Below are 26,644 nucleotides of genomic sequence, written 5' to 3' on the forward strand. Positions count from 1 at the left end.
AGGACTCAGAGATCAGATCATCAGGACGGGGAGCCCCTCGAGCGTCCTGGCGTCCATGTCCGCATGCGCGCGGGCGACCTCGTCGAACGGATAGCGGACCGTGGGAATATCCGCGAAGAGGCCCTCGCGGATCGCCGCCCATAGCGCGCCGGTGGCGATCGCAACGGTCGGCCCGCGCACATATTGCGGCATGCCGCCGCCGGTCACCGTGACACCTCGGCGCGCCAGGTCGCCCGAGGCTCGCGGCTGGCCGGATCGCGCGCCCAGCGTGACGATCGCGCCGCCGTCGCGAACCGCCGCGACCGCCAGATCGAAGGTGGCCTGGCCAACGAGGTCATAGACCGCATCGACGCCGTTTGGCGCGATGACGCGGATCTTGGCGGCAAGATCGGGATCACTGGCCAGGAAAGCGTGGGTCGCACCGGCCTCGACCTTGGCGAGCTTACTGGCCGAGCCCGCCACGCCGATCACCGTGGCGCCCAGGGCGCGGGCCCAGCGGACCAGGACCGACCCGACACTGCCCGAAGCCCCCAGCACCAGCACCGCCTGCCCGGCCTTGACCTGGTGCATGGCGCGAAGGCCCGTCCAGGCCGTGAGTCCCGTGGAGATAAAGGTCGCGGCGGTTTCGGGCGAGATGTCGTCGGGCAGCTTCACCAGGGCATTGGCCGGCAGGTTCTTTTCGCTCGCATAGGAGCCCGCCGCGAAGAAGTAGGCGACGCGGTCACCTGGCGCGAACCCGGAAACGCCGGGACCGACAGCGTCGACCACACCCGCCGCCTCGAACCCCGGGACGGTGGGTAAGGGTTGCGGATAGACGCCCTCGCGCACCATGACGTCGACATAGTTGATCCCGACGAACGTCTGCCGCAGGCGGGCCTCACCCGGACCAGGCGCGCCCACGTCCTCATTCTCGATCCGCAATACGGAAGGGCCGCCGTTCTCATGAATGCGGATGACCTTGGCCACGAGCGTTCTCCTGCCGGTTATGGGCGCCAATCGCGGGAAGCTCAGGCGAGGTGGCCGCCTGAGTCCGTTTCAGAAGGATCAGGCGGTCTGCCCGCCATCGACATTGAGGGTCGCGCCGGTGATGTAGCCGGCCTCCGGGCCGGCCAGGAACGCGACCGCCGCGGCGATCTCCTCCGGCTGTCCGTAGCGGCCGAGAGCGGCCAGGCCCTTCAGCATCTCCGCGAACGGGCCGTCCTCGGGGTTCATGTCGGTGTTGATGGCGCCGGGCTGGACGACGTTCACCGTGACGCCTCGTGGGCCCAGATCGCGCGCCCAGCCACGGCTGTAGGCGGCGACCGCCGCCTTGGTGGCGACATAGTCCGCCGCGCCTGGGAACGGGATGTGATCGGCGCCTGTCGTGCCGATGGAGACGATGCGACCGCCCTCGGAGAGCAGCGGCGCGACGGCGCGGACCGCCGCGACGACGCCCTTCACATTGACCTCGAGCTGGTGGTCCAGCGCGGCGTAGTCCGTCAGCGGATCACCGATCCCGCCGGTGACAAACACGCCGGCGGAATTGACCAGGATGTCGATGCGCCCGAAGTGCGCGTGGGCCTTCTCGATGAACGCCTGGACTTCCGGCGCCAACGCCTGGTCGGCCTGATAGGCGAGCGCCTTGCGCCCGAAGGTTTCGACCTCGGCCGCGACCTGGTCGGCGCGTTCCTTCGATTTCGAATAGCTGAAGGCGACATTCGCGCCGTCCTTGGCCAGGCGGCGAACGATCGCCGCGCCAATGCCGCGCGACCCGCCGGTCACAACGGCGACTTTTCCTTCGAGGGGCAGGCCCATGTGAGCTCCTTGCTCATTAATGTAGGTGCGGCTACATATTTTGGCGACGACACGCTCGTCAAGATAAATGTAGTCACGGCTACAAAAGGAGTTCGACATGGCGAAGGGACGCCCCAGGACCTTCGATCCCGAGCAGGCGGTCGCCGCCGTCCTGCCGATTTTCATCGAGAAGGGCTTCGAGGGCGCGACATTCGGTGAGCTGACCGCCGCCATGGGCATCAATCCGCCGAGCTTCTACGCGGCCTTCGGCAGCAAGGAGCAGCTCTTCCGGCGCGTGCTCGAACTCTATGCCGCCCAAGGCGCGCCCATACTGGAGGCCGCGCTGTCCCAGCCCTCGGCTTACCAGGTGATCGAATGCCTGCTGCGTGGGTCAGCGGACGCCCACACCGACCCTTCACGGCCGCCCGGCTGCCTTTTCGTGCAGGGAGCCCTGTCGTGCAGCGACAAGGCCGCCGACATGCGGCGGGAGCTTGCCGAATACCGGACGGCGGCCGAGCCGCTGCTGGAGGCGCGTCTACGACAGGCGCGCGACGCCGGCGACAGGAGCGTCGACGGCGATCCCGCCAAACTGGCGCGCTACGTCTCGACCCTCATCCAGGGGCTCGCGGTGCAGGCGACGAGCGGCGCCGACAGACGCGCCTTGCACGAGGTCGTGAACGTCACCCTGGAACATCTGGCGACGTCTCGAACCTAGGCGAGCGCGATAAAACGCTATCGTTGCTCGCTAGGAGCGATCGGCTAAGTGGCTGACTACGCTCAAACGGCCGATTTTGACAACTTAAGCCTGACAACATAACGCCGCCCCAAAGCGGTATATCCGCAATCTAACACCGCCCCAGGTCCTTCGATCTTCACGCAAACTGGCGTGGTCGCTTGGTCTGAGCCATGTCAGCTGAATAGGGCTGCCGACACGCTTGTGTGTTGACCTGGTTGCCCACCGGCCCATGATTTCCAGTCATGACGAAGATACGCTCCCTTCCGGCCGGATCTGCCCGCTCTCAAGGCCCCGCGGGCCCGGCCCACGCGGCTGTTGCCAAACGTAGCGTTAGCTTGCGGATCGACGTGGACACCCGCCAGCTCATTGACCGTGCGGCGGCGGTGCTCGGCAAAACGCGTACAGAATTCATGGTCGAGAGCGCACGGCTGCAGGCGGTCGATGTGCTGCTCGACCAACGCCTTTTCAGGCTTGCCCCCGATCACTTTGACGCGTTCGTGCAAGCGCTCGACAACCCACCGGAGCCAGGCCTGAAGCTCAAAGCCCTGCTGAACCGAACGCCATTGTGGAAGCAGTAGACGTCCAGCCGATCTCACCCGCACCATGATCACGACCTCGCCATATCGCCCCAAGCGAATAGGCGCCGGCTACGTCACTGGCGGTCGCAGCGATAGCTTCGGCAGTAGGCGAGCCAAAACGGCGCCGCTCATGGATCCGCAACGCTGCAGAGGAGCCCGACCGAAAGCCCGGCTCCTCCGCCCTATTACTCGGCCGGTCCGCCCAACGGAAATCTCCGACCGAAGAAGGCTTCGATTTCCGCCCGAGGCCAGAAGGGTCCGGCACATCGCGCGATGCCGTGCTTGGCGGGAAGCGCGTCGCGGAGGGCTGGTGAAACCCTCCACCTCCACGAAATCTCCCGCGACGAGATCAACTCGTGACCCAGTTGCGCGATCTGGTTAGAGGGAAATTCCGCGCTCATCCGGCCATTGCACAGCAGCCAAGCTACGTCTCTTGGGAAGCAGTTCAGGTACTGCTCCGCCTCGCCCCGGCTGAGATTGGCCTGAACAAGGCAGCCTTCGTAGCTCGCGGGCACCTCGAGCAACTCCGGTCGCCGCTTCGCCGCTAGATCGCACGCGACGCGCTTGGATATGTGGAGATCCTTCACGCTCAACGTCTCGTGCGGGGCGCCATTCCAATAGAGCTCCAGGCGACGCTCGAGCGCAGCCCTGATCATCGCGCTCCAAGGCTTGGGTTGATCACCTACGCCGTGGAAGGCGTCTTCCAACGACACGGTCTCGCTATCGTAGGCGGGAAAATGCACGACCGACCGAAGCCTGGCGATCAAGGCGTCCGCGTCAACACGGATCAACTGAGGCCGCCCATAAAGCTCTGTGACGACCGGGCAGTCGTTCAGGGCAAGAAGCCCTGAGCCGACCAGCTGTAGCGCTCCATACAGCGGAATATGGTGGTTGCGGGAGAATTCGCGGACCGACAAGCGGTCTGCCAGCTTGTCGGCGATACGGAGGACATCCTCTCGGCGCAGCCAATCGTATCGCCGTTCCGAGCCGCGAGAATCCAGTGGCTCAATCAGCCCTTGGTCGACCAACTGGCGAACGGCCAGATTTTCGACATGGAGCTCCTTCGCCGCCTCTCGGACCGTCATGCAATCCGTACGCTCGCGCTCTCGCTTGAGCCGTTTCAAACCATGACGGCAAGGCTCCCAGTCGGTGAGCAGCCGGTTGAATAGCCGGCCGCACTCGGGGAGACACTTCCGGTGAAATCCCGCAACTGCATCAACTGCTTGGGCAGAGGCCCATTCCCGCCCACTGATAGGGCGTCGAACGACTCGGGATAGCCGAGAAGCACCTCCACGCCCTTTGCCAGGTACTTCACCCGCACTAAAGTCGAAGCCTTCGAGTACCTGAACTTGGTGTTCTGGAGGGCGAGAGTCCTGCCAATGAGACATGTTAATCGGAAAACCCGTAACCGCGCTTCGCCTGTGAGGACTGCGGGCAGTTTCAGATCCGGTGAAACTTCCCCCGTAGCGTTGGTGGTAACCAGATCGGCGAGGAACTGGAGATTCCGCCGGTAGTCGGTGGGTACGGAGACCACCTTTAGGCGCCTCATGTCGTATCCACACCTCTCACAAAGATGCAGATCGACGACAAACGACCAACCTAACTCGTGCCCGCAGTCAGGACATTTTCCCGCAAGAAAGTCCCAATTCTGCGGACAATATGGCAGGCGCGATATCGTCCAGCTGAAGCGATGGTGGAGGCTCTTGTTCAAGCCCCTCGCGGACACCCGCCGCCTTCGGAGATGAAATTCCTTCCTGTATTCTGGGTCGAGCTGGGGCGCCGTGAGGCGCCCCAACTCTTCCGAAGAGATCCCAAGCTGCCGCGCAAGTTGGCCGGTGTCGTTCGCCGCTTGATAGATGTCGCTCGTGTGCAGGATTTGGAGGCCGAGAGCTCGGAGAAGGTCCCTCCGATGCTCAAAGCCATTCCAACTCGCTAGACGCGCCGTGAAGCCGAAATAACTTTCGTCCTCATGCGGCTTTAGCGGGAAGAGAACCCTCTCCATACTGGTCGTCACGGCGCCACTCGCATACCCGCTCACTGCTCAGCCTCCTGCAGGAAGGGGTTTTGCTTGGTAATGCCGTTCGGGATGGCCCAGCGATCGACAGCGAGCGCCAAGTTATATCGCTCGATCTTGGTCGCTCCTCTCCGGAGAGCGATCTCGAGGGCGATGGCAAGCAAACGGGAGATCCTCCCGACGATCCAGTCCGTGACCAGGTGCAATCGGGTCAAGGTCCCCGGGTCGTGGAGAGCGCTAGACTCTGGAAGGATCTTCCTTTCCAGCATGGCTTGGTCGAGCTTGGCGACATAACCCGCCAGCAGGCTGCGGTCGGTCTTGTTTTGGAGATCGAGCCTGTGGAAGTCGCAGGGCGCGATGAGGCGCCCAGCGAGCTGGATGTTTCTGGTGAACAGGTCCTCAGCCTCTTCTGTGCCCATGAAGACGATGGGCACGACCCCATCATCCAAGAGCCGTTTGAGGCTGTCGGTCACATCGTTCTTTTCGTAGCTTCGGTAGTTGAGATGCTGAACCTCATCGATGATCAGCAAGACGGTCCCAAATCGCTCGAAGCAGATTTTCACCCGCTTCTTGAGCATCTGCTCGTTTCCATGTGAGGAGTGTGGATCTCCGAAATACTCAAGGATCGACATCATCAACTTCTTCGCGGTTGCCGCCCGTTCCAGCGCCACGTGGACGATCGGCACGAAGTCGTCGGTCCTGGGATTCTGGGCTTGGAACTGCCTCACAAAGGCTGAAGCGGCCGCCGTCTTCCCAGAGCCTGAGGGCGCTAGAACGCGCATCCCCTTCTGGGGCTGCCCGCGACTGATACGTCCCATCTGGACCAGGTAGGCGCACTGCTGGTGGAATTCGATGTGCGGCGGGTAGGGAATGTAGAGGCGCTCGAACAGAGCCAGCTTCGAGATGATCGGGTCGATTCTCACAACTCGACCTCCTTCCAGGACGAGAGGTCGACGGAGAAATCCGCGAGCTGACCTGTCTCGGGTTTGAGATGGCTGTGTTGGTGAACTTCCTTACTTCGCTTGGGTTTGGGCGTAGGCTTTTTCTTTCGGGCCGGGCGTGACGTCTTTTGCCCCTAGTCGGTTCGCTCCGCGGCCAGAGTGTCATAGGGCACGATCAGCGGCGCCATCCCGTCGTGGCGGGAGAGCGCATAGGCAAGCCCCACGTCCGATCCGATTTTTGCCTGGATCTTCGGTGAGGCGCTCAGGCGCGCGAATGCGCGCAGTTCCTTGCCCCTAAGGCTAGGCGCGGCCTCTTCAAGCGTTTCAATTAGCGAGACTCTCGCCTGAAGCCGGTCGGCCTCGGTGCTGAACTCGAAGCCCTTCTGCTTCGCCCACTCCTGGATTTTGCGGTGATGCCAGAGAGAAGTTCCCTTGGCGTATTTGTCGTCTACGCACTGGAGTGTGACGTAGCAGCCGCGGATTTTATTCCAGACATGTACTTCCGAGATGTTCGCGGGGTTGTACTTGATCTTCACCCGCGCGGTGGCGGACCCTTTTTCGGCGTGCCCGAACCGGCTCCGATGGCAAAAGGTCTTCGAGTAGCCCGGCAACCTTGGCTTCATCGCTATACGACAGCCCGAACATCTCGACGCCGGAGCGCGTAAGCACGCGCGGGTATTCGGCCTTCCCCAACATCTTGTCGAGCTGGCTATCGTCCTTGATGACGGCGATGCTGTGCTTCTTCGCGCTTTCTTCCCAGATTTGAGCGCGGGGTGAGCTCTCCCCCTCACTAGGTGTGATGTAGCAGACAACGAGGGCCTCCCAGATGAGAGTCTCAAGTTCCGCGAGCGTGAGAACTGCATCCTTGTACGGGTCGTAGCCGAGTTCTCTCAGGAGTTCCGGTTTGAGCGTCCCACCGGGCAGCTTCTGGTTCAGCAGAGTATTGAGCGCGCCGAAGAACCGCTCGATCGGCGCCTTCCACGTTGGCGCTGCGACCGGGGGAAGCCGCAACGACGGGCCCGCATCGACGAGGCTGTCTTGCATCGCCACCCCTGCGAACTCCATCGCATTGTCGGTGATGATCTCGTCGAACCGGCCGAAGATGAACATGAGGATCGGGTACTTGCTGGCAGAGTTCGGCAGCCCGATTTTCGGTCGATTGGCGCGCTTGATGCACTCCATCACTGAGTAGATGGACGGGGGCTCAAAAGAGATAAAGAAGCCGACGATACAGCCGCTATGGACGTCCAAAAGGGCCGTAAGCCACGGGCGCCCGAGAGGAAGCATATAGGCCGCGTCGAATACGGCTACGCCGTCCAGCAGCGTATGATCCATCGCGCCAAGCTGCAGGATTCTCGTTGCGCGAAGGCCCTGTCCAGCAGGCTTGAACCGAGCGTCAGCTACTCGGGCGCCGAACTTTTCCCGAACGGTCTCTGCACACTCCAGGCGGCGAATCGTCCGTCGAAGTATTTCCCGCGAGGCTAGGCAGAGTGGCGGCAACTCGAACGAAGCGCGTTCCTTGTTGATCCCTTCAAGGGCCGAACGCATGCGCGCATGCGCGTCGGTGATCGACCATCTTCTTGCTGACCAATACCAAAGCGCTGCTCCATGGATTTCGTCGTGGATCTCAGAGCAAAGACGCTTCTTGCGATCGGTCCGGCCAGACATCGAGACCATCTGATTGAGCGGTCGATCACCTGGCGCGCCACGCGTATCGATCCAACGCCGCACCGTGCAGGGGGCTGGCCTTTTCGGAAATTTCGCCACTGCCTCCGGCTTTTCGCCCCAGATTTTGGATAGAGCTATACGGAAAGCCCGATCGCTCCTGGGCAGCTCCGGAAGGGCATCCAGGGCTTTAAGGACAAATAGGCGCATCTCCGCTTCCGGATCGGGCTGGCGGGCTGTTTCAGGGTCGATCTCCTGCAGGGCGGCTTGGCGACGCTCGGGCGGACCGTTCGGATCCCGCTCCCCCTTGAGGTCGCCGGCGGCAAAGGCCCGCAGAGCCCACTCAAGATCAGGAGCACACGGGTTGCCTTCCTCATCTTCGACCTGGAATGCACTGAGCGTTCGTTCGTCGCGGAAGAAGAGGCGACCGTTCCCCATCTCGCATTCAAACCTGATGCGCTGGCCGCAGTACGACCAGCAATCGCCCGCCTTGAAGAGAATGGAGGGGTTCATGACAACCCTCCTAGGCGGATGGGCCGAGGCGTCGGGACGAGCGTGACCTTGCTTAGGTCGGTGAGCGGGGCAGCGATGTCGATGTTGATCCAACGCCGGACCATCATCGCTTGCGCCATGGCGCTCCCGAGCGGGCCAGGGCTCAACAGCCGGGATATCGCGCCCAGCGAGCTGCCACCTCCTTCCTGATCGAGGAGATCAAGCACTTCGTAGGCTCGCGGAAGATCGACCGCGACGAGCCGCCGTGACTGGATCAGGTCGATGTTCGCGTAGGTGGCAGTTGGTTCGAACAGCCGCTCTTGAGTCATGACCGTGAAGCGCCAGCCAAGCTCATTGCAGATGTCTCGCACCCGGTCGAGCTTCTGAAGGTAGTCGGCGTCACCGAGGCTATTGCGCGCGCCTTTGACCTCGACAACTTCGATGGTCTCGTCATCGAGGAGCCTCACGCAATCGGCGATGTAGGTGCGTCGGGCGCCGTCGAGCACGAATTCGAAGCGGAAGGGCTGGGACCGGTAGTCCACCACCCGCGTATCAACCTCGCAGTGCTTGAGCATCGCCGCTTCGTTCATACTCTCGAACGGCAAGGCTCGGCCGGCTTTGCGGCTGCTGTAGAAGCCCGTGACGATGACGCGGCGGCCAGTGATCACGCTACGGATGGGGCTGCCGTCCGGTGTCATGACGATCGTCGCCGAGCTTGGCGTGACGGCGCCCTGGTAGCCGTGCTTTCGCTTCTTGAGTGGCGCGAGGATCGCATCGACCAGCGTGAGCACTTTAGAGCGTCGTTCAAAGGCGAGCGGTGCCCTAGCCGGCACCCAGTCATTTGTTTGCTTGTTCATGTGTCTCTCCTTGTTTTCGGAAAGGCGGAGCACAGGCGTGTCTCGTCGATCGGCCCGGCAGGGGCCATTGACTCGATCGGCTTGTGTGTGTGTGGGGGGGAGTTCCGCTCGCTTACAAACGAGTTTCGGATTCGCTCCGGAACCGGTCCCGAGAAGACGGCAATCTTCTCGGGACCAGCTTCTCCGCCAGATGGCGGTGTGATTTAGCTGAGCCTCATTTTCATTTCTTTCGATCTGTGGCGGCGAGGCCTGCCAACCAGGCAAAGCTTCGCCGCCCTGCGCGCCAAGGGCCCGCAAGCTGAATATCCGAAATGGCTAATCGCTATTCAGATCGAAAAAATGAGTCCAATCAAGTGCGCAAAGCAATGTGCGATGATTCTGTCGCGATCTTATATTTATGCCCGATCGGGCATATTCTAATTATATGCGGCACCTGATCTAAATTCCTGCAGCACCTTGAATATCGAATACGGAACCCGTCTAGTGTTTCACATAACACATCTCGACGCGACCGTAAGATACGCTTGCCCGCTAGAAGGCTGCCCTTCCGCTCCTTGGTAGACGCGCGAGCTTGGAAACTTCGCCGCTCGCGCTCTTTCTGCAGCGTCCCGCTACGAAGCATTAAATCAGCGGAAATCCCGCCGAGCGATTAGCACCAGAAAGGCGAAGACCTGACTCATCGCCGACCTTGGCAGGGTCTGCTTAGAACTGTTGCGGATCGTGATGGTGGCCGGAGGCTGGAAAGCTGAGCCGAATACCTTGCACGCCACAGCTGCATATCGCACGAGATGATATGTGTTCGGCCCTCAAAGAAGCGCGTCGACCATGCGAACAAGTTCAGCCTGCCATTGTTCAGCAGGATTGAAGGCCGATACGCGCGCCGGGAAAGTCGCCTCAAATGTTAGGCTATCGGCGCGGACGAATGTTTCCTCGACTATTGCTCGCGGAAGGAGCCGCACCGCTTGATCAGAGATCCGATAAAGGCGCGGCGAGAACGAGAGCGCGAACTGCGCCTGGTACTGCGGCCATCCTCGCATGGAGAGGTGTCTGTATCCTCGACCGCCGGCGCCATACTGTGAGATCCAGCCAAGCAGTTGCGACTGCAAAGGGCTCGGATCTCCCTCGAGTTCTAAGGGCTCACCAAGTTCGAACAGCAAATCGTCCACAAGATCCGGGAGGGACGCCCCACCTTCGGAGACTTCTTGCAGGCCGATGCTCAGTAGGTGCAGCGCCTCCATATCGCCGTCCGGTAGCGTCTGCTCCTCAAGTTGGTGCAGGCCGCTGAAAGCATGGCTCGACGTGAGGCCGCGGGTCGCTTTGACCTCAACGGCCTGTCGCTCCATCACGAAGTCGCGGCCCTGCTGCCAGCCGCGCCAGGTGCTGACCAGGACAGCCTTGTCTTCGAGCGAGCGATCTCTGGCGCGCAAGATCGTGCGAAGCACGAGAAGCTCGCTGAAGAGACCCAGCAGCACCTCATCCGTGAGCGAGCCGCGCTGTATGGCGAGCTCGATGATTGGCTCGACCTCGGTGAATACCTCTTGCATTGCCACACCAGAGCCTAGGCCGGCGCGCATCAACTCAGTCGCGATCAGCGCAGCAATGGCAGCGAAGTGGGGATCAGCCGGGAGAACCACTCGCGTAGCGTGGAAGGCTCTACCGCCGGAAGTCGGCCGCCAGGCACCGTGCTCAAGGCAACGTCGTACGACTGCTGAGCGCGCCGTTAGAGGCTCCCCAAGGAGGAAGATTTCGAAATCGCCTGACGCGGTCTTAGCTGCGCCAAGGAGGCCCTGGACTACCCAGTGCAGCCGACGCGCCTCGCCAGCCGGCACCTCGAGCGCATCGAGTGCGGCTCGTAAAGTCTCGAAGGTGTCGGGTTCTCTCGGCATCTAAGCTCGCAACGCGGCGATGTGGTCCGGACCGCCATGGGGCAGACTCAGGCCGACCGTGAGCATGTCATCACCACCGCGATCATCGCTGATCAGATGGAATAGGGCCATGCCGGGATGGCCGCGCGGCCGCCAAGAGGCCTCGCCCTGGAGGTTGGGGACGGGTTGGCTGCCATGGTGGTAGTAATCGACGAACTCGTCGCCGTAGTAGCCCTCGCCATAGCCCCGTGTGCCCCAAAGTGTCGACAACCGATCACCCGAAGTCATCTGACGGGTCATTGCCTTCACCCCGTGCGTAGCGAACCACGGGTCCTTGGGAGCATTCTCGCCAAACCGCACGGCCAGGTAGAATGTCGGCTCGACGGCATTGTCGCTAAAGCTCCAAGGCGTGCGAGGCCTGTCCGTCGGATAGAAGCCCGGCGCTAGGTGACCCAACCTGAGCGCATGCCAGAGCCTGAGGTAGGCCGCGATTGAATAAGGACAGGATTGCGGGTCAGCCGCGTAGCCGGTCGGATGATGGCCCGGCGGCCGGAACAACGGCTCGTTAGAGCTAACAGCCTCAGCAATGTGCAACCATCGCCGACTGAGTTCGCTAGCCGGGTCGGGATCGTGAGCGTCATAACGAAACCGCTCCAGCCACCCCGCCAGTTCGAGCAGACTCGCTGGGGTCTGCCGGATGATCCCGCGCTTAGTGTTGGTTGGACCCCGCAGGTCGACCCACTCGCCCGTCTGCAGCAGGGCGCGCAGAACGCCTGTGTTGCCGTCGACGTCGGGACTCTTCGCTCGTTGCATGAGCTTCACGGATGGCCTCGGCCCAGGGTTCAGGGGAACCCGGCGACTGTCGACCTTGCTGGTCGCGACGAACTGCGCGCCTTGCAGCACAAGCATCGACCGCGTCGCGCTGTGGTCCGGCCGGTCCATCCCCCGCATGATCTGCCACTTCAAGGCCGCGTCATTGACGTTGTAGCGCCGGAACAACTCCAATTGATCGGTGAACATCATGACACGACAGAACGGCAGATGTGGGCCGCGATAGCCGAACCAGCGCTGCATCTGCATTTGGGTGTCGGCTGCTGGCTCCGATGCACCGCGCAAGAAGAGGCTAGTGCACAGGCCCTCCAAGGTTAGTCCGCGCGAAAGGACGTTTCCCGCGACAAAGATTGTGAAGATGTCTGGCGGGGGCATCAGCACGCCGCTCTCGTCCCGTACCGGCTCGAACTGGGGCCGATCATCGGCCTGGGGATCGCTGTTCAATACCCGTAGAGCGACGTTTGGAAAGACGTCGTCAATAAGGCTTGCGCGCACCGCTTCCCAAAGGTCGCTGGAGATTGGCTTGTAGGTGCCAAGCGGCTCGAGGCTCAATGCTTCGCGGCTGAGTTCGAAGTGCTCCAGCCACACGCGCCAGGCACCTTCTTCCGCGTCGAGCCGTTGACGCAGCCCGCCTGCGGATAGCGCTAGAATTGCATCCCCGAACTGATCCTCAGGGACCGTCGCCTCGGCCTCTTGCCCGGGCAGGCTAAGCGACCATCGCACGACATCCTCAGCGCCACGGAAGTGGTCATTCTTCCGCGCCGAGGGGTGAAATAGCATCGTGTGGGTCGGGGGCAGCGCGGCCCTCAAAGCGTCGAGGCTTTCAAATGACACACCTGAAAGCCCCGCGAAGGAGCGTCGATCCTGGACGAGCCGCACGGCGCCCGCTACCAGATAGGCCCGCAAAGCATCGCCGATCATGTTCCAGCGCGTGCGCTCCTGACGAACCCTAAACGCTTCGGCCGTCTCGGTCGACGATGGTGCAGGAAACTCCGTCGTGAGGCACAGGCGGCCTGGGCTGGAAGCGAACCGCTCATAGAAAACATCGCCGCCGCAGTAGTAGGATCGCACCCCTCGCGGCTCCTCGTAGGTCAGTTCGCGCGGCAACCGCGCCCCGATGGCTCCAGGTACTCTCAGAGCCGCGTGAAGGTCTCGAGGTGCGAGCGGGTTGTGAGTCTCTTGTAGGTAGTTGGCCTGGGGGGTGGCGGTGTAGGCCACATAGGTCGCGAGCAAGTTGGGGTGACGCGTAGCGCGCTCGTCAGGGTCGCCGCTCCAGAGAGCGGAGATGAATCGCGGCGTCACCTTCTCTGATTGAGCGCTATCGAGCACAGAGGCGTCATCCGCCTCGTCGTCGAGCACCAACATCGTCAGAGGCCGCTGGCGCGCTTCCAAGACATCTGGACTGGCAACGTCCTTCAGAAGTCTCGCGAGATGTAGAAGGTGCGCGTCCTCCTTGGGCACGACGCACAGAATCGGGAGTTCTTTCGCAAGCGCGGTGCGGGCCTTGGGCTTGTTAAGGTACTGCGTCGGCTGAGAGCGAGCCGCATTTAGCACGTCCTCCGGCTGCGGCAGGATGAGGCGCTCGGCGGATCGAAGCCATGCCGTCTCGGGGGTCGTGCCATCGAGCTGTTCAAGAAGTCGCTCATATGTTTGCAGCCAGAGCCCAACTCGCGTTCCGGCGAGAAGGATAAGGATATCGACCCCCTCGTCTAGGCAAAGGGCAGCGACCCCAAGCATGCTCGCTGTCTTGCCGGACTGCACCGACCCTACCGCCATCCCCGTACGCACACGCCCTTCAGGCCAGGCTTCTCGGTCAATCCCTCCTGCTGTCCGCGGGAGGGCGTGCGCCGCGATATAGCGCGCGTCATCCTCAAGCACTTGCAGTCCAATGTCGGACAACCTCGAAGAAACCGCGTGACGATAGCGCCCCCACCAGCCGGCCTTCGGCATCAGCACTTCGGCGGCCGAGTCCGGCGGGACGGGCACGACGGTGATCGCAGAATCACCCATGTCAGTCTTGAGGGTTGAAGTCTTGGAGCTTCTGGAGTTCGATCAATCCCTTGATCGCCGATGCCTGATAGCGCCCGAGCAGCGCCCCTTCGGCGACCTCAAGATCGATCCCCAACGCGCGCAGTATGCTTACGGTCACATCGGAGATATGGGCCCATTGCGTGCGATTTTGCGTGCTCTCGGGCCCCGGCCTCTTTCGCGTAAGCTCGCGAATCTGCGCCACTGCGCCTCGCAAGTCATCTGCCTTGTTCATGACCACTAGGACAAAGCATGCACAGAGGCTGGCGACCATGGGCAACTCCTCCCATTTCGTCGCCTTACCCTTGCTGCGGAATCCCGGGTGCCAAGCCTCGTCGACTTCTTGGTGCAGTTCTACAGCCTCCGCGAGATCCTCCGCCAGTTGCCTCAGCGTGTCCGTAGAGCGCTTGAGCGGCGCGTTGCTGTCGTCGATGTGGTCCAGGAAGGCGTCGATGTGCGTCGCCGTCGACGGCGTACGGTAAACGCCATTCTCGCCCTTTGACGGGTACAAGAGGGTAGCGGTTACCCAGAGCAAGACCTTCGCGCGCTTGAACCGCACCATTCCGAAACCGCGGCCTTCGATGATCTCGCGCATATCATCAAAGCGACCGACAAGATCGGCCATGAACGGCACAAGCGCCATATCAGGACGATCTCCGCCGATGAATAACATCAACCGAGTGATGTGGAGATGGTTGTAGACTGCATTGCGGATCTCCTCCGCATTCAATTTCATTCCTTGCTGATTGTAGATCTGGAACACCCGATGGATGTCTCGCACCGGCGTGTTTCGATACTCGAGTACAGGGATCAGATAAGCCGTGGTGCGTTCGAAGATTTGCTTGATCGCGATATCCGCGCCAGCAATCCGCACCTTCTTGTCTTTGATGTCGCTGTAGTACTTCCCCGACAGGGCCAACAAAGGATCATCTTTTTCGTACTTGCGGGTTTTGAACGGCAGGTAATGCTTGCGCAGGTCATTCGCTGTGAGGGCGTTCTTACGCACGAAGGCACCCATGTTTGTGTCGAGCAACTCCGGGCTCTTCGCAGTGGCGGCGAAGGCTAGCCCCTCGGGATGCTTGCCCATGAATCGCAAGATTGCGGTTAGGCGCTGCTTGCCGTCGACAATCTGGTAGCGCTGATCAGCTGCGGCCTTGGCCAAAATGATCGAAGGCAGCGGGATGCCGCGCAGAATTGAGTCGATAAGGGTCTGCGAGCCCGAATTCGACCACACGAAGTCTCGCTGATAGGGTGGATTGAGGTCGAGTTCACCATCAACGGCCCGATCGGCGAACTCGATAATCCGCCAGGTCCCGACCGTGGCGTCGATATTGAGCGGCTGACTAAAAACGGGCTCGTCCCAGGCCTCCCGCCACTCCGCCGTTGCGTCGCGCCGCGTCCTTCCATCTTCAATTGCCGCCTCAAAAGCGGCGCGCAGAGCAACCGCGCGAGACAGCCGCTCCTCAAGGCGTTGCGCGCCGAGTTCGGTAAGCAGAACTACCCCCCTTACATCGATCGAGAAGGCTGCTCCGCCGGCGCCCGGCCAGAGTTGGTCGAAAAGAGAGTTGGTGACTTGCTGCGGCGTGGCGTCGGCGCTCAGTGTCGCATCCAGGCTGAGCCAGAGTTGCAGGTCCACAAGGTGCGCGAGCCAAGTGTTGTCCTCAAAGGAAATTTCGCTCGCGTCGAGGAACGAAGGCTTCGGGACGCGTCCAGCAAGGTCGGGGATTTCCCCAGTCTCGGACAACTGCTCCAGATGCGACCGAATTTGGTCAAGATCGATGTCTTCCAACGTGCCACCCCGAGCGCAACTTGTGGGCGCGCGCTACCCCTGCAGCGCAGCTTAGAGCATACAATATTGCTTCGTCACCCTTCATCGTATCGGCGCGGAAGAGTGCAGCCGTCTCCAGCCTTGCGTAAGCCGCCTGCACAGCCCACTTCAGCGACGCACCAATGGCTAAGCTCGATCGGCTGGCTAATTTTGCGCGCGATGTGGTACGATTCGCGTCTCGATGCCGGCCGCCTAGACCAGGGAGATAAAGCTGCGCTTCATTGACCTTTTCGCTGGCCTTGGTGGGTTTCACGTCGCTCTGGAGAGGCTGCGCCACGAGTGCGTCCTGGCCTCCGAGTTGGAGCCCAGCCTTCGTGAGATCTACACTCAGAACTTCGGGATAGCGCCGCTCGGCGATATCCGTGACATCGACCCGCTTAAGGCGCCCGCTTTTGATGTGCTATGCGCTGGCTTCCCGTGTCAGCCGTTCTCGAAAGCCGGGGCACAGGCCGGCCTCAGTTGCGAGCGCAACGGCGACCTGGCCAGCGTCGTGCTCAACTGGATAAAGCTGCGCCGGCCAAGCTATTTCATCCTCGAGAACGTGCCAAACTTTGAGCAGCACGACGGTGGACGGACTTGGCGATGGCTTGATCAAGAACTACGCCACGCCGGATACGCCGCGCAGAAGCGAGTGCTATCGCCCCACCAGTTTGGTGTGCCACAAGTCCGCGAGCGGCTTTTCATTGTCGGCGCCCGCGCTGGCCTTGATCATTTTACATGGCCAGAGCCGATCGCCGAGACCACTCACATCCGCACGGTGCTGGATGCGCCGCAGGCTGGCAGCAAGATCTCGCCCAAGGTCGAACGCGCCATCGAGATTTGGGATGAGTTCGTGAGGCTCTATCCAAAGGGAGCCAAGAAGCCTTGGTTTCCCATCTGGACCGCCGAATTTGGGGCGACCTATCCTTTCACCGTTTCTCCGCCGGCGACGACCACGGCGATCGGTCAATTTCAAGGCGCATTTGGACAGCCGCTTACAGGCCTCCAAGGCGCGAAACTCGACGCAGCCCTTCCACCCTACGCACGCGGCCGTAAGATGTTCCCCGGCTGGAAAAAGGGCTTCATCGATCTCAATCGACAACTCTATCGCGAAAACCGCGCATGGATCGATCGGTGGCTCCCAAAGCTCCAGGAGTTTGAGCACAGTTACCAGAAGTTCGAATGGAACTTTGACGAGGGGATCACGAGCGTGTGGGACACAGTGATCCAGCTGCGAGGGTCGGGCATTCGGGCGAAGTCGCCGCGTAGCGCGCCGGCGCTCATCGCCTCCAGCACCTCACAGGTGCCGATAATCGGCTGGGAGCGTCGCTACATGACGGCCAGCGAGTGCGCTCGCCTGCAGGATCTTGGCGAACTTCAGTCTCTGCCGCCGACTTTCAATGGCACGACACGGGCTCTTGGCAATGCAGTCAACGCCCGCGTTGTGGAGCGCATTGCCGAACGTCTGATTGGGGCCGCGCCACATCTTGCACTCGTTTCAAATGGTTAGGCCGCTTAGCTCCATCGAGCGCGTCAACATTCGACCCGGCGTAAGCCTGCTCTCTGTCCTGCCGCACCTTAACTACACACATTGGCACGCACTCGGCGAGTTCGTGGACAATGCTGTCCAGAGTTATGTCACCGAGCGGGCCGCGCTTCGCAAAGTCGAGGGCGACAGCTTCGTGCTTTCTGTCGATATCGATGTCGATCCCGCGCTGGGAGAGATTCGCATCCGCGATAACGCGGCCGGCATCCGGACCGACGCTTACGTTCGGGCGTTTCGCCCCGCCGAGGCACCGGCAGATGCGGCGGGCCTCTCAGAGTTCGGCATGGGGATGAAAAGCGCTTCGGCGTGGCTCGCGCCGCGCTGGACGATCCGAAGCTCTGCGCTAGGCGAGCGCGTCTCGCGCGAGGTATCTTTCGATATTGCCGAGATCGTGAGCGCGGGAAGTGAGGATCTCGAGGTGCGGACAAGCGTCGCGCAGGTAGATGATCACTACACAGAGATCGTTCTGCACGACGTGCGTAAGGTGCCTCAGCGACGAACCCTCAGCAAGATTCAGGACCACCTCGGGAGCCTTTATCGTCGCTTCATCGAGCGCGGTGAGTTGCGTCTCACATTCAACGGGGAGCCGGTCATTTACGAGACGCCGCAGATCCTCGCAGCGCCTTACTGGCGCGATCCCAACGGGCCTGTGCGCGAGTGGCGCAAAAGTGTCTCCATCGCACTGGATGGCGGCCGCCGTGCGGAGGGTTGGGTGGCGATCCGCGCCCGCGGCTCCACAACGCGCGCCGGGTTAGCTTTGCTGCGCCGAGACCGTGTCATTGAGGGCAGCGCTGACGAAGGCTATCGTCCGCGTGAAGTGTTCGGCGCCTCAAACTCCTTCACCTATCAGAGGCTGTTTGGCGAATTTGACCTCGTCGACTTTCAGGTCAGTCACACTAAGGATGGCTTGCGCTGGGACGAAGCGGAGGAAGAGTTCGCAGAGAAACTGAGGGCCGTTCTATCAAGCCCCGATATGCCCCTTCTGGATCAGGCCCAGAACTGGCGCGCGACAGAAATCGCGCCCTCGATCGACGGTCGCGTCGCGACTGCAACGGCCGAAGAGGTTGGCGAGAAAGCACAACAATCAAGACAAGCGGGGCTGGCGCCTCGACCTGGCGCACCCCTTCGAATCCAGAGCCGTCCGTTGCAGGTCGCAGGCAACACGACCTGGCGCAAGATCACCCTCGATCTTTCTGACGCCGCTTGGGAGGTTGATCTCGCGCTAGACTATGGCGAGTCCTCAACGGACTGGATCGAGGTCGCCGCTCCATCCAGCAACGCCGATGGCCGCTGTCAACTGCAGGTGCGGCTCTCCATGCACCACCCTTTTTCAAAGCGCTACTTGGGCAGGGAGGGCCCGGAACTCGAGGGCGTTTTGCGTCTCGTTACCGGCTTGGCAATCGCTGAAGCAATAGCGCAGCAAGACGGGGTCCGCTTCTCCGGCCGAGTCCGTACGTCCCTCAACGAGTTGCTGCGCCTGGGCCTTGCCGACTAGCGACCCCGCGCCAAAGCGTCACAAGTCGGCTGACTAGGGTCACGGTGAGGCCGGTGAAACCATGGCTCGCGTCCGCCCGCGTCACGAACGTCTGCTCGCCGGTCGCATGACCAGGGAAGCCTGGCTGGCGCGCTATGTCCAACGCACCGAGGAAAAAGGCCATTCTATCGACATGAGCCTGTTCGGCGAAGCGCTGGAGACCGAAGCCGCTCTGGTGGCGGTCGAAAAGTTCACGGCGCTGGCCAAGGAATATCCGATGATCAAGCAGCACCTAGTTTAGGCACAGACTGGCTAATGCTTGCCCAGAAGGAGCACACCGACCAGTACGGGCGACTCGTACGCGAGGCCGTCGCCGCCGCTTTCGGCCATGGCAGTGCTGAGGCGATCATGCGCGGCAACTTCCTGCGCTTCGCGCAGTTGTCGCGGAGCGACTTGGTCGTTCATCGCACCAGTGCGGTCTACACGGCGACCGGATCGCGCTGGACCGGCTAACCGCCGCCTTGCCAGCCCGAGCGGTTCAGGACGCCCTCGCCGCGCAGTGGCCGATTGCGCATAGATGAAGGTCCAGAATCTGGAGCCGCACCAACGGCAGCTCATGGCGCGATGCAGCCGCCCGCTGAACCCACACCAAGCAGGCCAAAACAACCATGGCCACGATGATCCACGGTCAAGCCGCAGAGCTGATCCTAGCGTCGATGTAGCAGAAGCCTGCGGGCAAAGCGCACGCGCGCGCCGACATGCAGATCGACGGGATGGGGCGTGGGGGCGTTGGACAAGTATGATCTCCGGTCATGAGCAGCGCGTTCGTGCGCTCCTGGACGCGCGAGCCCGGCTTGATCCCCGTCCGCGACGGGCCATTCTTTTGGATGCGCCTCGAACGGGGCGTCCCCGCCGCGTCGCCCTAGAGGCCAAGCTTGGTCATATTGCGCAACCGCCCCGGGGCTTGAGACAAGGGGGATGCGATGGACGAGGGAGTCGAGCCCAAGAACGACGATGCCGGCCAGGGCGAGGCCCAGGTCGGAAACGCGCGCGCCGGCGGCGCCATCGTCACCGTGGAAGACTTTGAGGCCGCCGACTGGGAGGCGCCGATCAGAATCGGCGCCGTCGTCGACACCCACGACCTCTCCAATCGCTATCACAGCGCCAAGAAGGACGTAGAGGCGCGGGGCGATGTCGCCACCGCCCGGGCCTTCAGGCTCCTGGCGTCGGTCTGCGACATCATGCTGACGCCCGAGCAGCCCGGCGAGCCGTTCAAGCCCATCTGCTATGTCGGCCCGTACGCCCGATCGGCCATCGCTGCCGACTTCGAGGGGCCGCAATCGGCGGTGTTCGAGGTCCTGGCGCCGCTCACCCAGAACCCTGGCCTTCGCGCGCGTCTGGCCGATCTGGCCTGGTACAATCGCCGAGCGGCCAAGGCTTCGGCGCAGGTGGCGATCGAAGCCTATCGCCTCGCCGTCGCTGGCCTGGCCGACGAGACCTACAGCGCTTGGCTCGAACGCGACCAGACCGTCAGCTTCGAGCAGATCACGCTGCTGCACCGCGCCTTGCAGATCCACCGCGCGACCAGCAAGGACAAGACGGTCCCCGCCGATCTGGCCGCGACGGTGATCGGCCGCTACGAGGCTGCTCGCGACGCTCGGGTCTACGCCATCTTCAATCAGCTGGCCGATCTCGTGCGGGCCTACGGGCTGGTGGTCCCTTCGCAATTGGCCGTCGATAGCGAAGCGGTGGGAGATGCGGTGTCGCCGCAAGGCTATCACCTGCCGCGCAAGAGCGCCTACGAGCACGCCGCCGACGCCTGGCGCGAGGCTGGTGACAAGGACGCCGAGCGCCGCTGCCGGCTGAAGTCGGTCGATCTGACTCTCAGCGAGGCGCCCGAAGGGGCGATGGCGCTTCTGCGGACCCACTCGCTGCGCACGGCGATCGCCGAACTACGCGCCATTCCCGACACACGCGATCGGCGCCTGGCCCTGGAGGCGGAGTTGCGCGCGGCCCAGATCGACGCCACCCATGACTTCACCCCCATCCAGCACTCGACCGATATCACCGACCTGGTGACGGGGACGGTGGCGATGTTCGAGGGGCTGACCCTCCCCGACGCGCTTTTGCAGTTCGGCTTCATGTCGGGCCTGGTCAACTACGCCGAGGAGAAGGTCTCGGCCCTGGAGACGGCGCGGAAGTTCCCGCTGTCCAACCTCTTTGGCGAGGTGCGTCTGGACCGGGATGGCAAGGTCGTCGCCGAGGCCGCTCCGATCCCGCTCAACGATGACCCGGATGAGGACTGGTACATGACCAAGCTCAACACCAGCATCAGCGCGCGGCGCAGCCTGGTCGCCACGGCGATGATCGAGCCGGCCCGCCGGTCGATCGTCGAGCGGCTTGGGTTGCAGGACCGCCACTTCGTTGCCGTCTGCCTGCAGAGCCCATTCATTCCTCGCGAGCAGGCCGAAATCTTCGCCAGAGGGTTCGCCGCCTTCTTCCAGGGCGACTATCTCAGCGCCGTACACCTACTGTTGCCGCAGATGGAGGGCGCGGTTCGCCATGTCCTGACCCAGGCTGGCCATCCCACCACGATCATCCAGTCCGACATGACCCAGGAAGACCGGTCCATGTCGGCGATCTTCGAGACGATGCGCCCGGCGCTCCTGCAGGTCTTCGGCGAGCCCTACGTCCTGGAGATCGACACCCTGTTCCTGGATCGGCGTGGGCCAGCGCTTCGCCATGTGATCGGCCACGGCAAGCTCACCTCGGGGCAGTGCTATGGGGGCGACGCCATCTACGCCTGTTGGCTGATCTGGCGCTTGGCGTGCGAGCCGCTGGTCGATAGCTGGGCCGAGGCGATCGCGCCCCACATCGAGGGGCAGATCCCCTAGGGTGCCGCTTGCGGGCCACTGCCCGTGCAAGCGGCGCCCTAGGGACGATTTGGCGCGTGCGTGCACATCTAGGGATGGCCGCGTGATCGCCGCCCATACGCCTTGATCTGGCCGCCGGCTCACTTGAGAGGTGGATTCGTGAGGCGTTGTCGCCTCTGCCCTTCCTGGGCGTTTCCTCCCTAATGACTGGCCCGGCCCTCGCGCCGGGCCTTCTTTTTAGGCGACTGCGGTCAGGCGGCTCTTGAGGTTCCAAACGTCGCCCAGCGCCCAGGACCGGTGCTCCTTCGAGCCCAGCCATCGCCGCGAAGGTCCGAGACGGGTCGTAAGCCGCCCTCGCTATCGGAGCCGAAAGTCGCCTTTCTGGAGGCAACCCAACAGCAGCTTCTGGCGCAGCCTCGACAGATACGATCCGACGCCATGTGCTGCGTTTAACGCACCATCGCGAAATCGCGGCCGGCGGGGCGGCAGGTCGCTACGAGCGAACGGGGTCTATCGCCACAACTTATTGACGATATTTGCGAAGCGGCCAAGGTTTGCCCCAAAGGGGGGAGCTATGCAGTTTTTCGATCGATCGCTGGTGTCACCACCGGTGTTCCTGAAGAGCAAGCAGGCCCGATCAGCGCGGCTGCGCATGCGGGATTTCTTCGCGGACGCAAGGTCGCGGTCTCAAAGCCGCGCGCCCGATTTTGACTTGCCGCTTGAGCACCCGTCGGTGGCGAAAAGCCTGCAGCAGTTGTTCCGCGGCAAGTGCGCGTTTTGCGAAACGGTCGGCGAGACCATGCCTTACCGGTTCCGGCCGTCGTCGGATGCGTTGCCCGCCCTAACGACCAGGGACGCGCATCTTTGCTATGCGTGGCTTGCCAATGCTTGGGAGAACATCGTCGCCATCTGCGACGGGTGTCGCCCAGCGCAACCCAACTACTTTCCGGTGCGGGGCGAGCGCGCCGTCTTGCCGACCCGCGCCAGGTTGAACCAGTACGCGGAGCGAAGCGAGGGCCTGTGGGGCGATTACCCGCCCGAGGAGCGGTCGCTGCTGATCGATCCTTGCGTTCGCGTCCAATATCCGCGGCGTTTTCGCGTGATGATGCCGGGACAGATCTTCGCGCTTCGCGAAGACGATCTGGAGACCCTCAAGACGTTCAACCTTAATCGATCCGAGCTGTGTGATCGCCGGGAGAGGCGGTTCCAGCAGTATGTGGACATCCTGATCGGATATGCGCCCGACACGCCAACGAGTTTTGAGGCGAGTGAGATGCCTGGCGAGGCGGTCTCGATATTCGACTTTCCGGCCCTGGAGTTCGGCGGCGTCTGGTATTTGGTGCTGCGGGAAATGGCGCTCGATCTGGCCCAGCATTTGGGAGCGCAACCCTCTCTCAGCCAGGAGCGGATCGGGTCATTCGTAACGGGCATCCTTGAGCGCGGCGATGGACAACGTCGCGTGGCGGAGGCCTTCGCGCGGCTGCGCGATCGACTGCCGGTGGCTCCAAAAAAGGAAGAGCAGGGTCAGAGCGGGCTGACGGCTGTGGAAATCCGTAACTTCAAAGGATTGGAGCACATCGAGCTCCAGGTTCCTGCACCACCTGCGCCCGCGCCAGGCGAACGCCCGAGCGCGGCGGCCCTGTTGATTTTGGGCGAGAACTCGGCCGGGAAGAGTTCAGTGCTGGAGGCCATTACCTTGGGGCTTTCGAGCCCGGAGATTTATGACGAACTGCGCTTTTCGCCGGACGAGTTGATGCTCAATCCGGTCATGATGGGCGCTACGCAGGGAGCGTCGCGCGAGGTGTCTATCACCTTGCGGTTCGGAGAGCGGACACGGGTCGTGGAGATTGGGCAAGAAGGTCTTTGGCCCCGCCGCTCGTTCAACGAGGTCGCGGTCTTCGCCTACGGCGCCTTTCGCCAGTACGGCTATGCGCGGGTGAAGCATACGCCCCAGGTCGCTATCAGCTCGCTCTTCGACTCCTACACCCTGCTTTCGAATCCCGAAAAATGGCTCCTCAGTATCAAGGACGACGACGACTTCGACATGGTCATTCGCGCCTTGCGGTCCGTGCTATCAATCGCGGGCGGCTTTCATCGCATCGACCGTGAGGGCGATCGAAACACGGGGCGTTGCGTGATCGTGTTTCGGACAGCGCGGGCGCCAGAACCGGGCGAGGCGGATGAAGAAGCGTTCGTTGAGACCCGCACGCCTCTGATGACGGCTTCGTCAGGGTTTCGCTCCGTGCTGGCGATGGTCTGCGATATTCTCGAAGGATTGATGCTCCGCCGGCAAAAGTCCGGCAATCGGGACGTGGTGGCCTCTCGGGCCGTCATCCTGATCGACGAGGTCGAGGCCCATCTGCATCCGCGCTGGAAAATGCAAATCATGCGCGGTCTGCGCACGGCCTTGCCGGCCGCCACATTCATCGCGACCAGTCACGATCCCTTGTGCTTGCGGGGCATGCACGACGGCGAAGTGGCCGTGCTACATCGCGTGACCTTGCCGTCCGCGGTCGGTGATCAGCTGCCGGTGCGTGTCGAGCGCCGGGAGGACCTGCCAGACGTGACGAGGCTCAGCGTCGAGCAACTCCTGACCTCCGACCTCTTCGACCTCTTCACCACCGACGCGCCCGAGCTTGAAAGGGATTTTGCCCAGATCGCCGACATCCTGGTCAAGAAGCGCGACGACGTACCCTTGACGGCCGACGAAGGTAGGGTGCTGAGAAGCTTCCAGGACCAGGTGAATGATGCGCTCCCGGTTGGCTCGACCACGGTTCAGCGATTGGTGCAGGACGCCGTCGCCGATCACTTGCAGCAAAAACGAGCTCGCGATCCCGAGGCTTTGAGTCAATTGGAGGCGGGGACGCGGCGGCGCATCCTCGATGCGTTGGAAGGCAAGACCGGATCGCGCGATGCGTAAGGTAGATAGAGGGGATGACCCGGCGCCGGTCGCGCTCGGCGCGATGAACAGGAACGGCGAGACCGAGTTGCAGCGCGCCCAGGACCACTTCGATAATCCGGCGCTCGCTGGCCAGAGCTTCGAATTTTCCGTCTACAAGGCCGATGAGGTGAAGCTGCGGCTAGAGGCGCTGTTCCACGGCAAATGCGCGTACTGCGAAACCTTCTACGCTGTGGGCGCCCCAGTGGACGTCGAGCACTACCGGCCCAAGGGCGCGGTCGAAGGGGAGGCCCATCCTGGCTACTGGTGGGTAGCCATGGACTGGGCCAACCTTTTGCCCAGCTGCATCGACTGCAATCGGCGTCGCTATCAGATCACGCCGCGAGGCCTCTCCAGCCTTTTGCAGCTGCGCGACGATCGGTTCACCAGCGACCATGTCCGGCTGTCGGGCAAGAAGGACGCGTTTCCGATCGCCGGCGTGCGCGCCATGGCGCCAAGCGCCGACTTCGCCGCCGAGCGGGCCGTCCTTCTGGATCCCACACGGGATGATCCCGGCGAGCACCTAGAATACTACATCGATCCGGACAACCTGATCGGACTGGTTCTGCCCAAAGCGCGCCGCGCTGGCGACGTTGCAGAAGAGATTGCCGAAGGCGATCTGGCGCAGGTGCGATCGACGGGCGCCAGCGTGCGGGGTGCGGTTTCGATACAGGTCTACGGCCTCAACCGCCTTCGCCTAGTGCAGGACCGGACGCGGATCCTCCGACAGCTGGAGTTTCTGGAGGGGGCGAGTGTCGAGCTTGGCAGGATCATCGATAAGATCGAGGCCACGGCGCCCCTGCCCAACGGCCTGGACCGGGAGATCGTTGAGCGATTGACCGCGCTTCAGGATCGCATTCTGGAGGAGATGCTGGGCATGACCGATCCCAAAGCGCCCTATTCGGTGATGGCCAAGCAGTACGTCGACGATTTCATGGCGCGCGTGGCCAGCGCCTAGTCGTCAGTGATTCTAGCGATGAGCTGATCGACGTCGCGGTCGCAGGCACTGCGGCGGACTGCTTCCAGCAGCTAGATTATCCGTCGACGGCATATGTTGGGTGTTCGTGCTTCAGGCGCGCTTCTGCGGCCGAGTGACGAAGCGCCGTGAATACAGAGGCCCATTTCGACGGAGACCAGCCGCCGCTTGAGGGATGATTAATCCAATGCGCGACCGCCGTGTACGGCCCGTGGACTGGATAGATCCGAACAGTCTTTTCACAGGGATGCTGTCCCCAATGACCGCTCCATTCCCAAAGTCGTTTACCGCAAACGAGGATGGCCTCCACTTCCAAGATGCGCCGCCAATGCTCGAACGAGAGTTCCGCGTCCTGAGCCCATTCTGGCCGGTAAGGCCAGTTGCGGGGCGACTCAGCCGCGATGCAAGGAATGTAGTTGTAGAAAGCAACAGAGTGCCAAATATCTGCGCGTTCATCCGACGATAGTGTACAAGATGGACGTTCAGCTATTAGCCCAGCTAGCTTAGTAAAGAAGGCTTTGGAGCGCGGGTGGAGATTATCCGCGATGTAAGCTTCGACGACCCCGGTGGTCATGTCTCTCGGCTTTGACCCGATCGCGTGATCCAGTCTGTCGCTATGGTGAGATTCGCCAAGGATCATCAGGCGAAAGCCGCCCAGTGCATTGGCCGGATCGCCCCAGCGCTCGCCTCTCCAAGGTTCGATCATCGATACCTTCTCCATCAGTTACGAGTCCACGGGTGCTGACGAGGAAGAAATCAGCGCAAGCGGATGCCTGAGCGCAACTTCCGGCACCCGAGGTCACCTTCAGACACAGCATCCGGCCGTTTGCTCAAAGGCGAGTTTCTGGAGCGGTTCAAATGTCCGCTGATGGCGCAGAGCTGCACAAGCATCGCGGCACGAAGCCGCGTAGATGATAGTCTGTCTGGCGAACCGTTCGGGCTGGCGGCTAGAGGCCGCCGCATAGGCATGAAGGAGTCGCGCGTGACCGCCTCATCAATCGCCAGTCGCGCCCCTCAAGCGTTCCAAGACTGGACGTGTTCAGATGTATTCAAGGCCGCACCGATCGAACATGTTGCGATCATCAAGAACGGCTTGTCCGCTCGTTGGGTCAAAATGGCTCTTGCCGATTTTATGCGTGGGTGTGGTCGAGAGCTCTCGGTGCTGAAGCTCTCCCAAGCGGCCATCAACAAAAAAGCGGCACTCGACGCACGTCTGTCGCTAGGGAAAGCGAATGTGCTTTAGGAGTAGC

The 26,644-nt window shown here is 62.2% G+C and carries 22 protein-coding genes; 10 read left to right on the forward strand and 12 right to left on the reverse strand.

Features of this window, described 5'->3' with window-relative positions; genetic code table 11:
* Positions 1 to 12: 12 nt before the first annotated feature.
* Both AC07YH_RS00330 and AC07YH_RS00335 read right to left on the reverse strand, forming a co-directional pair.
* Entirely contained in the window at positions 13 to 966 is a 954-nt protein-coding gene (locus AC07YH_RS00330; protein WP_494745024.1) for a zinc-binding dehydrogenase, read from the reverse strand.
* Positions 967 to 1,044: 78 nt separating this feature from the next.
* Positions 1,045 to 1,794: an SDR family NAD(P)-dependent oxidoreductase gene (locus tag AC07YH_RS00335; RefSeq protein WP_494745025.1), complete on the reverse strand. Its 750-nt coding sequence runs from the start codon at positions 1,792 to 1,794 to the stop codon at positions 1,045 to 1,047.
* A gap of 97 nt (positions 1,795 to 1,891) precedes the next feature.
* Between AC07YH_RS00335 and AC07YH_RS00340 the strand changes: the two genes are divergently transcribed.
* Together AC07YH_RS00340 and AC07YH_RS00345 are read left to right on the forward strand one after the other, a co-directional pair.
* Positions 1,892 to 2,488 (forward strand): TetR/AcrR family transcriptional regulator, encoded by a 597-nt coding sequence (locus AC07YH_RS00340; protein ID WP_494745026.1) that lies wholly within the window; start codon positions 1,892 to 1,894, stop codon positions 2,486 to 2,488.
* Between the two features lie 356 nt (positions 2,489 to 2,844).
* Positions 2,845 to 3,087, forward strand: coding sequence for a type II toxin-antitoxin system TacA family antitoxin (locus AC07YH_RS00345; RefSeq protein ID WP_494745027.1), 243 nt, complete (start codon positions 2,845 to 2,847; stop codon positions 3,085 to 3,087).
* A 185-nt stretch (positions 3,088 to 3,272) separates the two neighbouring features.
* Here AC07YH_RS00345 and AC07YH_RS00350 read toward each other — a convergent pair whose 3' ends face one another.
* The 9 genes from AC07YH_RS00350 to AC07YH_RS00390 form a co-directional block, all read right to left on the reverse strand.
* Positions 3,273 to 4,172, reverse strand: coding sequence for a hypothetical protein (locus AC07YH_RS00350; RefSeq protein WP_494745028.1), 900 nt, complete (start codon positions 4,170 to 4,172; stop codon positions 3,273 to 3,275).
* Between the two features lie 35 nt (positions 4,173 to 4,207).
* Positions 4,208 to 5,089: a TniQ family protein gene (locus AC07YH_RS00355; protein WP_494745327.1), complete on the reverse strand. Its 882-nt coding sequence runs from the start codon at positions 5,087 to 5,089 to the stop codon at positions 4,208 to 4,210.
* Positions 5,090 to 5,121: 32 nt separating this feature from the next.
* On the reverse strand, positions 5,122 to 6,024 hold the full coding sequence (locus tag AC07YH_RS00360; RefSeq protein WP_494745029.1) for a TniB family NTP-binding protein: 903 nt from the start codon (positions 6,022 to 6,024) through the stop codon (positions 5,122 to 5,124).
* Positions 6,025 to 6,176: 152 nt separating this feature from the next.
* Positions 6,177 to 6,578: a hypothetical protein gene (locus AC07YH_RS00365; protein ID WP_494745030.1), complete on the reverse strand. Its 402-nt coding sequence runs from the start codon at positions 6,576 to 6,578 to the stop codon at positions 6,177 to 6,179.
* Entirely contained in the window at positions 6,526 to 8,220 is a 1,695-nt protein-coding gene (locus AC07YH_RS00370) for a TnsB C-terminal domain-containing protein (protein ID WP_494745031.1), read from the reverse strand. The genes AC07YH_RS00365 and AC07YH_RS00370 overlap by 53 nt, the downstream gene beginning before the upstream one ends.
* Positions 8,217 to 9,056, reverse strand: coding sequence for a TnsA endonuclease N-terminal domain-containing protein (locus AC07YH_RS00375; protein ID WP_494745032.1), 840 nt, complete (start codon positions 9,054 to 9,056; stop codon positions 8,217 to 8,219). Before AC07YH_RS00375 ends, AC07YH_RS00370 begins: the two co-directional genes overlap by 4 nt.
* Before the next feature lie 806 nt (positions 9,057 to 9,862).
* On the reverse strand, positions 9,863 to 10,600 hold the full coding sequence (locus AC07YH_RS00380; protein ID WP_494745033.1) for a PD-(D/E)XK motif protein: 738 nt from the start codon (positions 10,598 to 10,600) through the stop codon (positions 9,863 to 9,865).
* A 342-nt stretch (positions 10,601 to 10,942) separates the two neighbouring features.
* Positions 10,943 to 13,762, reverse strand: a complete 2,820-nt coding sequence (locus AC07YH_RS00385; protein ID WP_494745034.1) for a Z1 domain-containing protein — start codon at positions 13,760 to 13,762, stop codon at positions 10,943 to 10,945.
* 1 nt (position 13,763) lies between these two features.
* Positions 13,764 to 15,569, reverse strand: coding sequence for a DUF262 domain-containing protein (locus AC07YH_RS00390; RefSeq protein ID WP_494745035.1), 1,806 nt, complete (start codon positions 15,567 to 15,569; stop codon positions 13,764 to 13,766).
* A gap of 259 nt (positions 15,570 to 15,828) precedes the next feature.
* On the opposite strand from AC07YH_RS00390, the gene AC07YH_RS00395 reads away from it, so the two are divergent.
* The 7 genes from AC07YH_RS00395 (at position 15,829) to AC07YH_RS00425 (ending at position 25,376) form a co-directional block, all read left to right on the forward strand.
* A complete protein-coding gene (locus tag AC07YH_RS00395) occupies positions 15,829 to 17,097 on the forward strand; it encodes a DNA cytosine methyltransferase (protein ID WP_494745328.1) in 1,269 nt (422 codons plus the stop codon).
* Positions 17,090 to 18,628 carry an ATP-binding protein gene (locus tag AC07YH_RS00400; protein WP_494745329.1) on the forward strand — a complete coding sequence of 513 codons (1,539 nt, stop codon included), beginning with the start codon at positions 17,090 to 17,092 and terminating at the stop codon, positions 18,626 to 18,628. The genes AC07YH_RS00395 and AC07YH_RS00400 overlap by 8 nt, the downstream gene beginning before the upstream one ends.
* Before the next feature lie 61 nt (positions 18,629 to 18,689).
* Complete coding sequence (locus AC07YH_RS00405) at positions 18,690 to 18,908, forward strand: hypothetical protein (RefSeq protein WP_494745036.1); 219 nt, start codon at positions 18,690 to 18,692, stop codon at positions 18,906 to 18,908.
* Positions 18,909 to 18,922: 14 nt separating this feature from the next.
* Positions 18,923 to 19,120, forward strand: a complete 198-nt coding sequence (locus tag AC07YH_RS00410; RefSeq protein ID WP_494745037.1) for a hypothetical protein — start codon at positions 18,923 to 18,925, stop codon at positions 19,118 to 19,120.
* Positions 19,121 to 19,590: 470 nt separating this feature from the next.
* Positions 19,591 to 21,501: a DUF7380 domain-containing protein gene (locus AC07YH_RS00415; RefSeq protein WP_494745038.1), complete on the forward strand. Its 1,911-nt coding sequence runs from the start codon at positions 19,591 to 19,593 to the stop codon at positions 21,499 to 21,501.
* 553 nt (positions 21,502 to 22,054) lie between these two features.
* Positions 22,055 to 24,400, forward strand: a complete 2,346-nt coding sequence (locus AC07YH_RS00420; protein ID WP_494745039.1) for an AAA family ATPase — start codon at positions 22,055 to 22,057, stop codon at positions 24,398 to 24,400.
* Positions 24,393 to 25,376 (forward strand): HNH endonuclease family protein, encoded by a 984-nt coding sequence (locus tag AC07YH_RS00425; protein WP_494745040.1) that lies wholly within the window; start codon positions 24,393 to 24,395, stop codon positions 25,374 to 25,376. Before AC07YH_RS00420 ends, AC07YH_RS00425 begins: the two co-directional genes overlap by 8 nt.
* A 76-nt stretch (positions 25,377 to 25,452) precedes the next feature.
* On the opposite strand, the gene AC07YH_RS00430 is transcribed toward AC07YH_RS00425, so the two are convergent.
* A complete protein-coding gene (locus tag AC07YH_RS00430; protein ID WP_494745041.1) occupies positions 25,453 to 26,100 on the reverse strand; it encodes a hypothetical protein in 648 nt (215 codons plus the stop codon).
* Positions 26,101 to 26,376: 276 nt separating this feature from the next.
* On the opposite strand from AC07YH_RS00430, the gene AC07YH_RS00435 reads away from it, so the two are divergent.
* Positions 26,377 to 26,637 carry a hypothetical protein gene (locus tag AC07YH_RS00435; RefSeq protein WP_494745042.1) on the forward strand — a complete coding sequence of 87 codons (261 nt, stop codon included), beginning with the start codon at positions 26,377 to 26,379 and terminating at the stop codon, positions 26,635 to 26,637.
* The last annotated feature ends 7 nt before the right edge of the window (positions 26,638 to 26,644 follow it).

This window comes from Caulobacter sp. GW456-12-1-14-TSB4 (assembly GCF_059424195.1).